The 11,857-nt window shown below is 42.7% G+C and carries 13 protein-coding genes; 4 read left to right on the plus strand and 9 right to left on the minus strand.

Features of this window, described 5'->3' with window-relative positions:
* Positions 1 to 6: 6 nt before the first annotated feature.
* The gene (locus V7K27_RS32900; protein WP_334952876.1) at positions 7 to 510 is read right to left on the minus strand and encodes a GNAT family N-acetyltransferase; all 504 of its coding nucleotides are present in this window, start codon (positions 508 to 510) and stop codon (positions 7 to 9) included.
* 394 nt (positions 511 to 904) lie between these two features.
* Positions 905 to 2,326 carry a tRNA uridine-5-carboxymethylaminomethyl(34) synthesis GTPase MnmE gene (gene mnmE / locus V7K27_RS32905; protein WP_334952877.1) on the minus strand — a complete coding sequence of 474 codons (1,422 nt, stop codon included), beginning with the start codon at positions 2,324 to 2,326 and terminating at the stop codon, positions 905 to 907.
* Between the two features lie 291 nt (positions 2,327 to 2,617).
* On the opposite strand from mnmE, the gene V7K27_RS32910 reads away from it, so the two are divergent.
* A complete protein-coding gene (locus tag V7K27_RS32910) occupies positions 2,618 to 2,818 on the plus strand; it encodes a hypothetical protein (RefSeq protein ID WP_334952879.1) in 201 nt (66 codons plus the stop codon).
* Between the two features lie 38 nt (positions 2,819 to 2,856).
* On the opposite strand, the gene V7K27_RS32915 is transcribed toward V7K27_RS32910, so the two are convergent.
* The 5 genes from V7K27_RS32915 to clpS all read right to left on the minus strand — a co-directional run bounded on the left by V7K27_RS32915 (position 2,857) and on the right by clpS (position 5,650).
* Entirely contained in the window at positions 2,857 to 3,525 is a 669-nt protein-coding gene (locus V7K27_RS32915; protein WP_334952880.1) for a Uma2 family endonuclease, read from the minus strand.
* Positions 3,526 to 3,605: 80 nt separating this feature from the next.
* Positions 3,606 to 3,827, minus strand: coding sequence for a hypothetical protein (locus V7K27_RS32920; protein ID WP_334952881.1), 222 nt, complete (start codon positions 3,825 to 3,827; stop codon positions 3,606 to 3,608).
* A gap of 3 nt (positions 3,828 to 3,830) precedes the next feature.
* Positions 3,831 to 4,391 (minus strand): hypothetical protein, encoded by a 561-nt coding sequence (locus V7K27_RS32925; protein ID WP_334952882.1) that lies wholly within the window; start codon positions 4,389 to 4,391, stop codon positions 3,831 to 3,833.
* Between the two features lie 74 nt (positions 4,392 to 4,465).
* Positions 4,466 to 5,290, minus strand: coding sequence for a CPBP family intramembrane glutamic endopeptidase (locus tag V7K27_RS32930; protein WP_334953015.1), 825 nt, complete (start codon positions 5,288 to 5,290; stop codon positions 4,466 to 4,468).
* Positions 5,291 to 5,368: 78 nt separating this feature from the next.
* Entirely contained in the window at positions 5,369 to 5,650 is a 282-nt protein-coding gene (gene clpS / locus V7K27_RS32935) for an ATP-dependent Clp protease adapter ClpS (RefSeq protein ID WP_334952883.1), read from the minus strand.
* A 300-nt stretch (positions 5,651 to 5,950) separates the two neighbouring features.
* On the opposite strand from clpS, the gene V7K27_RS32940 reads away from it, so the two are divergent.
* On the plus strand, positions 5,951 to 6,295 hold the full coding sequence (locus V7K27_RS32940) for a hypothetical protein (RefSeq protein ID WP_334953017.1): 345 nt from the start codon (positions 5,951 to 5,953) through the stop codon (positions 6,293 to 6,295).
* 68 nt (positions 6,296 to 6,363) lie between these two features.
* Here the strand turns inward: V7K27_RS32940 and V7K27_RS32945 are convergent, their stop codons facing one another.
* On the minus strand, positions 6,364 to 7,539 hold the full coding sequence (locus tag V7K27_RS32945; RefSeq protein WP_334952884.1) for a pyridoxal phosphate-dependent aminotransferase: 1,176 nt from the start codon (positions 7,537 to 7,539) through the stop codon (positions 6,364 to 6,366).
* 180 nt (positions 7,540 to 7,719) lie between these two features.
* Positions 7,720 to 7,923, minus strand: a complete 204-nt coding sequence (locus V7K27_RS32950) for a hypothetical protein (protein ID WP_292763530.1) — start codon at positions 7,921 to 7,923, stop codon at positions 7,720 to 7,722.
* 468 nt (positions 7,924 to 8,391) lie between these two features.
* Here V7K27_RS32950 and V7K27_RS32955 point away from each other — a divergent pair, with 468 nt between their 5' ends.
* Together V7K27_RS32955 and V7K27_RS32960 are read left to right on the plus strand one after the other, a co-directional pair.
* The gene (locus tag V7K27_RS32955) at positions 8,392 to 8,721 is read left to right on the plus strand and encodes an STAS domain-containing protein (RefSeq protein WP_334952885.1); all 330 of its coding nucleotides are present in this window, start codon (positions 8,392 to 8,394) and stop codon (positions 8,719 to 8,721) included.
* Between the two features lie 155 nt (positions 8,722 to 8,876).
* Complete coding sequence (locus V7K27_RS32960; RefSeq protein ID WP_334952886.1) at positions 8,877 to 11,627, plus strand: TIGR03960 family B12-binding radical SAM protein; 2,751 nt, start codon at positions 8,877 to 8,879, stop codon at positions 11,625 to 11,627.
* The last annotated feature ends 230 nt before the right edge of the window (positions 11,628 to 11,857 follow it).

The following is an 11,857-nucleotide window of genomic DNA, read 5'->3' on the forward strand; positions in this document are numbered from 1 at the left end:
ATAAATTTAGCTGACTTGTGCAGGTATTTCATATTCATAACGAGAGACAAAACAAGCACCAACTTGTCTGTCGCTGTGATGACGGAAACCAAAGTTTTCATATATCGCTTTTAGGCGCGATCGCGAAGCCTTACAATCTAGACGTAAATAATGTTTACCAAGTGTTTGTGCATGTTCGACTGCCCAAGTAAGCAGTGCTGAAGAGACTTTACCACCAGAGTAATCTCGTCGAACTGCAAAGCGATGTACAAATGCTGAGTCCTCCTGAGAAATGTCGGGCCAGAAAAGTAAATCCTCTAGCTGAAACTTGATTGTACCAGCTGGTTCACCTGCCCATTCAGCAATGAAAAACAAGCCGTTAGCAACATCTTCTGAGATACTTTCTGGCGAAATCTCGCTATCATGCCACAGAGTCATACCACGTTGCTGAAGCCACAAAGCTGCTTCTAACAACACATCCGAAACTATCACCGTATCTTGTATGGTTGCTTGGCGAATTGAAATGTACATTTAGTTATTAATTGTAGGTTGAGTTGAGCAATACTGAAAATTCATAAATATTAGTATAAATGTTGGGTTGCATTTTGCTTTTGCCAATGTAATGCCGTGTACAATTTTCTCTCAAACCTAACCCCCAACCCCTTCCCTGCAAGGGAAGGGGAGTAAGAATCAAAGCCTCTTGGACTGTGCTGACTTTTCACGTTATATGGAAAAGCCACGAAAAACCTAACCCCCTAACCCCCTTCCCTACGAGGTAAGGGGGGAAAATTCAAAGTCTCTCTCCTTTTAGGAGAGAGAAATAGAAGTGAGGTTTTCCAGATACCGTGAAAAGTCAGTTGGACTGTGGGGGAGAGGAATGGAAGCGGGGTTCCAAGAATAAGTTGCACATCGCGTAATCTACCCTTTATTTACCAATACAAAACTTACTAAAAATTCTATCCAAAACTGATTCAGTTACTTCTTCACCAGTAATTTCTCCTAGTGCTTGAACCGCACCGCGTAAGTCAATTGTCCAGAAATCAAGAGGTAACTGCTGGGCAATTGTTGCTTGTACCTGTTCTAAAGAAATTTTAGCTTGAGTTAAGGCTGCTGCTTGCCTTTGATTAATGGCTAAATCCATATCAGCCGCTTGCACTTTTCCTGCTTGAACTATCTCTAAAATTGCTGTTTCTAAAGCATCAATACCTTGATTTTGGGCTGCTGCTGTGACAATTTTAGATTTTAGGTCGCACCTTTGGTGCGCTTCCAGCGCAACTTGGATTTTGGATTGAAGAGTTTTTCTTTCGCTTTCTTCTACTAAATCGATTTTGTTAATCACTAGAATTAACGGACGATGTTGTACTTGTTCGTAAATTTCTCGATCGCCTTCTGTCCACCCAGCTGAAGCGTCGATGGTAAGCAAGACTAAATCAGCTGCATTGGCGGCACGACGCGATCGCTCGACGCCAATTTTTTCCACTTGGTCTGTTGTTTCCCGAATCCCCGCAGTATCTAGCACTTGTATAGGAATTCCCCCGACAACTAACTGCGATTCCACCACATCGCGGGTTGTACCGGGTAAGTCAGTCACGATCGCGCGATCGCTCCGGCTCCAAGCATTCAATAAGCTGGACTTACCCACATTCGGACGCCCAACAATTGCCACTTTTAAACCAGTGCGTAACAACTCACCTTTGTCTTTGGTTTCTATTAACTTAGTGATTTCTGCGGCAATTTTCTCGATTTCTGATATTATTGCTTTATGATCCAACGGAGGTAGGTCTTCCTCAAAATCGATTCGAGCTTCGATTTCTGCCAAGATATCTAAACAGTTAGCGCGTAACTGCCGGATCGGATGAGCTAATTTTCCTTGTAAACCAGCTAAAGCAGTTTGGGCAGCTTGGGGCGATTTAGCTCCCACTAAATCCGCAATACCTTCAGCTTGAGTTAAATCCAATCGTCCATTCAAAAAGGCGCGGAGAGTAAATTCTCCCGGTTGCGCTAGTCTTGCCCCATTTTCCAAACACAGTTGTAACACCTGCTGCACTGCCATAATTCCCCCGTGGCAATGGAATTCCACTACATCTTCACGGGTGTAAGAACGGGGTGCTTTCATAATTAGCAACAGCGCTTCATCCACCAGTTGTTGCGTTTGGGGATGGCGAATGTAACCGTAGAGAATCCGGTGACTTTCCCAAACTTGTCGCCCTGGTGCGTGAAAGAGAGTTTGAGCTAAAGCCATTGCTTCGGAACCCGACACCCTCACAATACCAACGCTACCCTGTTGGGGGACAACAGCAGTAGCGATCGCAGCTATGGTTCCAGTAGTGGCAAAAACTTCTGACATCAGCGCCCTTCATAAGAGTGAGAAGTCAAAATCATAACTCATCTGATAACTTTCTAAATGGTAGATATTTAAACTAATGAGATGGCAACTGACAAGGTAAAATTTACCTGGAGGGTGAAAATCATAACTCGCAACTTATAACAAATTTTAAGGAAAGTGAAGTACACAACGATTCGTCCCAAAGCGAGGTATAAACCCCTGTTTTACTTCTGGATTCTGAATTCTGAATTCTGAATTCTGAATTCTGCTGTATAACTTATAACTCATAAATTTTAAAGAGAGGAATTTACTGTGGAGCAAAAAATTAACTGCGCTCAAGCCTGCGTTAACGGTTGTGTTTTAGGGAATAAATGCCCCAATATCGAGTTTAGAGAGGCCGCTGCAAAATTTATTCAAGAGACTCCCTTAGACCAAATGTTGGAGTTGGCACAAGAACGTCTGCGAAAAAAAATGACGGAACCGCCAAAATGGGTTTTTCCTGAAGATCCATAGCATTAGTGTTAACAGGCTCAAGCAAGACAGCGTAGAAGTTAAATAGTATCTGGATCTATATTTAATTCTCGCAGTTTTGCCGCCAAGCGATCGCTGCGTTGCTTCTCTTGTTGTGCCACTTCTTCGGGTGTGGGAACCAGTTCTCCTTCAGGAGTGTAAAACCGTAAATTTTCTTGATAAACCCCTAAATATAAACCTAACTGTTGACTCCACAACCAGCCTTGGGGATTTGGTTCTAGTGGTTGATATTCACCATCAAGCAAATGTAACCCTGAAAATTCTAACGTTTCCGGGTCAAACCAGAAGTAATCTGGTGTGCGAAAGATATCTTGGTAAATTTGTTTTTTTAAGCCTTTATCAGTGTCGTCTGTGCTAGGCGATAGGATTTCTATAATTAGATTGGGATATTTGCCATCTTCTTCCCAAACAACCCAGCTTTTACGGTGTTTGCGTTCAGTCCCCAGTACAACAAAAAAATCTGGCCCCCGGAAGTTTTCTGATTTGCGCTGGCGTGGACTGTAGTAGATGGTGAGATTACCCGATGCATAGAAGTCCTTGCGATTTTGCCACAACCACTCTAAGCATTGAATCAGCAGCGTCATTTGTAGCCGATGCAAGTCAGTTTCCAAAGGCGGTTCGTCACTATATAAATCTCCTGGCGGAAATATAACATCTTTTGGGACTTGAAAATCTTTGGTGACAGACATAGCGGCAAGTGTCTCAGTGCTATAAGTTTAGCGTAGCAGTGAGGAGCTATTTTCAGGTAAATAGGGCTTGCTGAAAAAGTCTACACGGCGAGAAATCTGTCATAATATTCTTGTGGGAAAATTTGCCTTCCTAATACCAACGCTTCTTGGCTTTCCTCATCTGTCATATAATCATCCCCCTTAAGTCCCGTTGGGGTGCGTCGAGGATTTCCCTCTGCATCTAAATATCGCTGACGTGCGATCGCAAATAGTTCTAATATTCTTTGCGATCGCTGCTGTTTAATCGTGTTAGATTGCGTCATCGTTTAATTAAAGACTTCTCCTAAGTGCGCTCTTAATTTATCGATACTATTATCCCACTGCTCCATTAACTTTGGACTAGACAACAATTTAGCTTTAGTGTCATACCAACCCCAGTTGGCTCTCATTTCCTTCTGATCAAGAGGAATACGGCTGGGATTGTTGAAATCAGCAATCCAATGAACCTTAACCCATCGGAAAATACCCCATGCACCTGCTTCCCTTTGAGGTTCATCTTCACTTCCCTGATTAACCAGTTCAACTACGTGTGTCAAAGATCGCTCGTACCCACGTCGTTTTTGAGAAAGGATAATAAGAGATCCTTTTGGTAATTTATTAAAGGCGTGAGTATGTACACCTATATCCTTACTTTCTTTACTCTCTTTACTCTCTTTAAAGTTCAACCGAAAGTAAGCTCCAATAGGATGGACTTCGTAAGCCCAAACATCACAATCATCATCATTGACATTTTTGATATATTCCAGACGACTACAATCCATTATTTTTAACCCTAAATATTTATTTGATGTTGAATCTCTAAAAAACTTTTGGCTAAAGTCTGACACTTTGCCTAAATGAAATATTAATGTAGTTCCTTTTTAGCCGATATTTTATTTTTCTACAAGTTCATTACCCATTTTTAACTTTTCACTGTTCGCCCCCGTATCCACAAAGCTAGTACACTCATTAACAACACCCCCATCATTCCTTGCAGGGGATTATTATTCACACCAGTTACCCAATCAGGAACTTGACCAGAATATTTCACTAATTCCCCAACATTAATAATGTAGTAGCCCCAAACTAAACCACCATGCAGACCAATTGGTAAACCCAAGCGTCCCCTCCGCCAACGCTTTCCCCATACTTGCGTTAACCCCAGCAATACTAAAGCTGGAAATTGCGGCAGTGTATGAATAATTGCCTCCAAGGGTTTAATAAAGTGCAATGTAGCAAACGCAGTTGCATCTGTCCACAGTGCTACACGCGGACTGTAATCTCGTTGTAATTCATCTAGCAACCAGCCTCGGAATAACAATTCCTCAGCAAATCCAATACCTAAGCCAACAAGTAAACCCTCTAAAATAACTTTCAGCAAAAAAACTTTCGGTTGTTGCCACACCAACCAACCCAATAAACTTTCTACTCCAAAAAGTATCAAAATATTAATTATGCCGATAGCCAAGCCACGCATTAAATCCACACCATTTTGTCGTGTGAATTCTAAGCCATAATGCCGCAGAATTTGGGGCTGCTGGTAGACATATTTACCCCATAGTCTCAGGAGAAAAATAAATACTGCATATAACAATACCAATGTCAATATACTTTCTAAGTTTGAATCATGCACTAGTAAGTATATTGGTGCAGCCAATGGCACCCATAGCAGCAATAACGTCAAAATAAAAGCACCCAGCCTGATAGGGGCAGGGCGTTCAGCTAAACGGACAAGATTTTGTTTCATACCAAGTAAGTCACCAATCACCAGCCAACACTCTAAATTTCGACCAATGACCAATGACTAATGACCAATGACTAATGACTATTCATCAGGTTCAATTGTGCTACTTAAACCGTGACCTATCAATGTTTCGCAATAGAACTCAGCGTGTTCCAGAGCGCAAGTAATGACTAAAGCTAGCCCGTTAGTATGGGCTTCCATCATGATACTAACAGCCTGCGGTTGCGTAAGACTTGGTACAGTGGCTATTAGTGACTGCACAACATGCTCCATAGAGTTGTAGTCGTCGTTATGGAGCAAAACGCGATACCGAGGCGCGAGCTTGCGGGTTGTGGAAGGCTTTTCAATGGTTTCAACTGACACGGCTCTTTGCTCTTTTCTCGTTAATTCACTACAACAAAGTTTCTGTCTAGCGATCGCTTAACAGTTATTTACCTATTCTATAATATTTCTGTCCAGATACTATGCTACGAAAACTCTTTGTTGCCAAGGATTGGTCGTATTAGTTTTATGTAGCCACTTCTGAAGCCGATGTCTAAGACATGGCTGCCGTAAGAGTGCTACCCTAATCTTACAGAAGCTTTCCTTAAACCTAGCGCATTTTCACTTTGAAGATTAAGGAAGTTAGAAAATAATCCTTGCCCCTGCCCAAACTGCATAATGATGGACACTAGCCGAGATTTTCTTCAACCAGGACAAATTGTGTCTTTAGAGCATGGCGACAGGAATCTGTATGCAGAAGTCATTCAATTTGTAGTTTCCCGCCAGTTGTGCTGGGTGCGTCCTTTATTTATGGTTACTTTGATTGAAGAATCACCGCTAATTACCGATTTGCGAGATGCGTCTGACTTACTTTGGCCTGCCAATTTATTTCGGCCAGCTTTAGACACAGAAGTAATTACCTTCTTGAGCCAAGTTTTAGCAAAAGAACCAAAAACTGAACCTGACTCAGCCGCCAAACAGCAACTCAATCAGTTTATTCACCAACTTTGGCAAGCATGTCATTAGTCATTAGTCATTTGTCATTTGTCATTTGTCATTTGTCATTTGGTATGGTTATTCTTGTTGTCCCCTTATCAACCGTAGCGAATACCGGCATCTTTCATGCGTTGAATTCCTTCTTGCAACCGTTCATCAGGGATAGTTAAAGCAATGCGGAAAAAGCCTTCTCCAGATGCACCATAACCACTACCCGGTGGCACAAGAATGCCACATTTGTCAAGTAGTAACGTCACAAATTCTGCTGAGGAATATCCTGGAGGTACAGGTGTCCAGACGTAAAGGGTAGCTTTCGGAGGCTGAATCGGCCAACCTAGAGATTGCAATCCATTCACGATAATGTCGCGGCGATTTTGGTAAACTGACATGATGGCTTGGAGTTCTGCTTCCGTGGTAGTAGAATAAGCTGCGATCGCAGATACTTGAATTGCCTTAAACACCCCAGAGTCAACGTTAGTTTTTACCTGTGTCAAACCTTTAATACCCACAGCATTACCAACAACAAAACCAACCCGCCAGCCTGTCATATTGTACGACTTAGACAAACTGTGAAATTCGAGCGCTACATCTTTCGCGCCGGGAATTTGCAGCACACTAGGCGGTTTATAGCCATCGTATGCCATTTCTGAGTAGGCGTTGTCATGACACAACAAAATATCATACTGCTTGCAGAAAGCCACCAATTCTTCAAAAAACTCTAATGTTGCCAATGCCCCAGTCGGATTATTGGGATAATTAATCCATAACAGCTTTGCTTTTTGGGCGACTTCTTCAGGTATCGCACTCAAATCAGGCAAAAAACCGTTTTCTGCCTTCAGGGGCATAGGAAAAGACTCACCACCAGCGAAAATTGTCGAAGTCCGGTACACGGTATAACCCGGATCTGGTATTAGTGTATAGTCTCCTGCTTCTACAAACGCTAAGAAAGTATTATGAATTGCTTCCTTGGAACCAATTGAAGAAATAACCTCTGTATTTGGATTCAACCCTGTCACCCCAAACCGACGTTCCATCCACTTCGCCGCAGTTTCTCGGAATTCTTTCGTACCTTGATAAGGTGGATAATTGTGATTGGCAGCATCGTCAATCGCCTCATGCATTACCTGGAGGATATGACTAGGAGTAGGTTTATCTGGATCGCCAATAGCCATATTGATGATATCAACTCCCTTAGCAACGAGTTCATTCCGCTTCTGGAGAATTTCAGCAAACAGATAGGGAGGAATTTTTTCTAGGCGTTTAGCGAACTGCATGGCGATTTACTACGAATGCACAATAATGTAGAGGGTTATTAGCACAGTTTACGCCAATTAGGGATTTAAATAATTCGTAATTCGTAATTCGTAATTAAGTTTTGCAACGGGGATTTAGCGCAAAACTTACTTCCGACTTCGTTTAACGGATATAGCCAAAAAGCCTCTATGCCTAAGCAATTACGAATATCCCCAACTAGAAACTAACTGAATTCGACCAGCATCCATCTCTGCCATTAATAATTCTAGAGCTTCGTAATCAACATCAGAAATGTAACCCAGTTCCGTCAGTTCTGAATTTATTTCATTTTCTATCTCAGGAGTTAGTTTTTTAATGTCAAGAGCTTTTTCTACCAATTTACGAATAGCGTACTGAGTTCTCATAAGTAATAGCCTAATTGTATATAATACTAACTATCCCAGATTTATCTAAGTATAAACAGTGATCTAAATACTAATTTTTGGTGATTTAGATCACATCTTAATTAGTTAATAGATAATGCGCTATGACTCTGTGGTATGCCATCAGTAACTCTAAAGTGGGAGATTTAACCTACCGTTAAGACTTAGCTAAATTAGCTTTAGTTATAGACTAAGCAAGTTTTCTCAGCATAGTTACTGATGAGTTGTCTGCTCTATGGCTGTCTATGTTGATTGTTTTTGAACTGAGATAAAAAAAAAGTATATATAAACACATTTTAACCTGGAATTATAACAATCTTTAAACAGAGATAGTAAAGTAATAAAGATTCAGCAAAGAGAGCTAAGACATATGGCCGATGCAACAAAATAGAGTTTATGTTCCAATAATCCTTAGCTTGACGCTTCAACAATTCTTAATAGGATGTAATTATGCAAGCAGTGCTTAACTATCCCAAGATTGCAGTTATTCGCCCCCAAGGGTGTTTGAATGCTGCAAACGCCTTGGAGTTTGAACGAGATATGACTACGGCGTTGGCACAAAATGGTATTTCTATCTTGGTAGTAGACCTAGTAGCAGTAGAATCCTTAGACAGCGCAGGTTTGATGGCATTGTTATCTACACACAAGCTAGCTCTCGGTTTAGGACGGGGTTTCCGACTTTGCGCTGTTACTCCGTCAATTAGAATTATTTTTGAACTAACGCAACTCGACAGGGTATTTGAAATATTGGATGATGAAGTTGAGTTGAGTGCAACATAACTTGATTACTTGAGTAAAAGCACAAAGGTTCGGATAATAAGTAGACTTTATGTAAAGGAGTTGTAAGTTGCAACGATAAACTATGTTAAAAGACCTAATTCAATGCTAAAGTTGGGTTTGAGTAGCTGTAATTAAGGTAGCTAGAACATAGCATAGTGGCTGTTGCAGTTGAAAGATTAATAACATCGGATATTTTAAAACCAGGGCGTTACCTGGGTAATGAGCGTTTAGCTGTACACAAACCTTGGGATACGACAGCAATACGCTGGGTCTTAACGTACCCAGAAGTATATGAAGTCGGTGCATCCAATTTAGGGCATATCATCCTCTATAACATCTTGAATGCCCAACCGCGTCAATTATGCGATCGCGCCTACCTCCCAGGAAAAGACCTAGCAGCCAAACTACGCGAAACTAATACGCCATTGTTTGCGGTAGAGTCAAAGCGATCGCTCACAGAATTCGACATTTTAGGCTTTAGCCTCAGTTACGAACTGGGTGCAACTAATATCCTGGAAATGTTGGATTTGGGTGGAATTCCGTTGACGTGGCGAGAACGCCAAAAAGCAGAGGAAGCAAGGGGAGAATCTCCTAATCTCCAGTCTCAGTTTCCGTTGATTTTTGCTGGTGGGCAAACAGCGACATCGAATCCTGAGCCTTATGCCGACTTCTTCGAATTTTTCGCCCTTGGAGATGGAGAAGAACTGCTGCCAGAAATTGGTTTGGTGTTGGAAGAAGGCAAACAAGCCCGATTGAGTCGGGAAAATCTGTTACTGGATTTGGCACAGATACCAGGCGTATATGTGCCCCAGTTTTACGAGATGGCAGAGGATGGCTCAGTTCATCCGCGTCGGCCAGACGTGCCAAAACGAATTTTGCGACGGGTTGCAACTCCCATACCAGCATATTCCATTGGGTTAGTTCCCTATGTAGAAACGGTACACGACCGCTTGACCATTGAGATTCGGCGTGGTTGCACTCGTGGCTGTCGCTTCTGTCAACCAGGAATGCTGACTCGACCAGCACGGGATGTAGAACCGGATCAGGTGATAGAAGCAATTGAACAGGGTATGCGGGCAACTGGTTACAATGAGTTTTCCCTCCTATCTCTGAGTTGTTCTGATTATTTGTCCCTACCAGCAGTAGGGATGGAAATCAAAAATCGGCTAAAAAATGAAAACATTTCTCTGACTCTACCAAGCCAACGGGTAGACAGATTTGATGAGAATATTGCCAACATCCTTGGAGGTACGCGCCAAGGGGGACTGACTTTTGCTCCCGAAGCTGGAACTCAGAGGATGCGAGACATCGTGAATAAGGGTTTGACGAATGAAGAATTGTTGCGGGGGGTGAAAACCGCTTGGGAGCAAGGCTGGGATAAAATAAAGTTGTATTTTATGATTGGCTTGCCGGGTGAGACAGATGTTGATGTTTTGGGCATTGCGGAAACAGTCAACTGGCTACAGCGAGAATGTCGGGGCAAAGGTAGAAAACCCCTAAACTTTAACCTGACAATTTCTAACTTTACACCCAAGCCCCATACACCATTCCAGTGGCACTCAGTCTCTACCACTGAATTTAAGCGCAAACAAAACCTGTTGCGGCAAGAATTCCGCCGGATAAAGGGAGTGAAGGTAAATTTTACCGATGTCCGCATTTCGGCAATGGAAGATTTTGTGGGCAGAGGCGATCGCAATTTGGGCAAAGTAGTCCGCCGTGCCTGGGAATTGGGCGCAGGGATGGATTCCTGGTATGAAAATTTAGATCAGGCTTTTAGTGCTTGGGCGTCTGCGATCGCTCAAGCCGGTTTAGATTGGAAATACCGCCAAGTAGAAAATGGCGAATGGAATTTATTTCACGCCCAAGAGCAGAAGAGATCGGCAGATACGCAAAATCCCCAACTCCCCACTCCTGTACAGACGCGATTAATCGCGTCTCTCCCCACTCCCCTAATCGCGTCTCTCCCAACTCCCCACTCCCCACTCCCCACTCCCCACTCCCTCAATATTCCCCTCCCTTGGGATCATATTGATACCGGGATTGACAAAAAATGGCTCCAAGAAGACTTACAACGCGCCTTAGAAGCTGCAATTGTACCCGACTGCTCTTTTGAAGGTTGTTCTCACTGTGGCGTCTGTGGCACCGACTTTGGCCATAACGTCGTGATTGAATCACCCGCTATCCCAAAATTCGCTGGCGAGTTTGTCCCCAATCCAACTAAGGCGCAACGACTGCGAGTTTGGTTTGGGAAACAGGGTAATATGGCTTTGATCAGCCACCTAGATTTAATCCGTCTGTTTGACCGAGTTGTGCGACGAGCCGGCTTACCAATCGCTTTCACTGGTGGGTTTCATCCCATGCCGCGAATTTCTGTAGCAACTGCTTTGGCTTTAGGGGCTACTAGTAGCGGTGAAATAGTCGATTTTGAGTTAACTGTGCCAGTAGAAGTTGATACTTTCCGAGAACAGTTGGCTCGTGAAATGCCCACAGACATACCTATATATAATGTGGAGCAGATAGATTTAAAAGCTAGTGCCGCTACCCAACTGTTAGAGTCCGCAGAGTATTTGATTACTGTAGCAACACTTGCAGAAACAACACCTATACAATGGCAAAACTGGATTGATATAATCAAAGCGAAAGAGGAGCTTTGGTACGAGCAAATAACAAAGTCAGGCAAGAGCCAGTTAATAAATCTGCGCGATCGCTTATTTGAACTGGAATTAGTAGAAACCTACAATAGCAAAGCAGAATCTATATCATCTGTGATCCGTTATCTAGGTAGCTATCGCCAAGATGGTTTGCTGTTGCGTCCCGAACAAATCCTGTTTATGCTAGAGTCAGTGGCTAGTGTAGAATTTCAACTCCTGCACATCCACCGCAATCGGCTAATTTTAGGGGTATAATCCCTGTAGGGCAGCTTGCTAGTAGTTGTCCTAACATGGCACATCGTCGGAATTGATTTTTAGCAAGGTTGCGTTAGAATGGTGTGAAGAGAAATTTTCTGGCGCTGCATTGAATTAGCTGGTTCACTACCCTGGTATTCAGGGGGCGAAAGCATACATATTAGAGTGCAACATCTAGGATTTTATCCCAGAAAAACAAAAGGCAGATTAAAGAACACTCTCTATAGCTA

Origin of the sequence: Nostoc sp. (assembly GCF_036919575.1) — a bacterium.
Lineage (GTDB): Bacteria > Cyanobacteriota > Cyanobacteriia > Cyanobacteriales > Nostocaceae > Nostoc.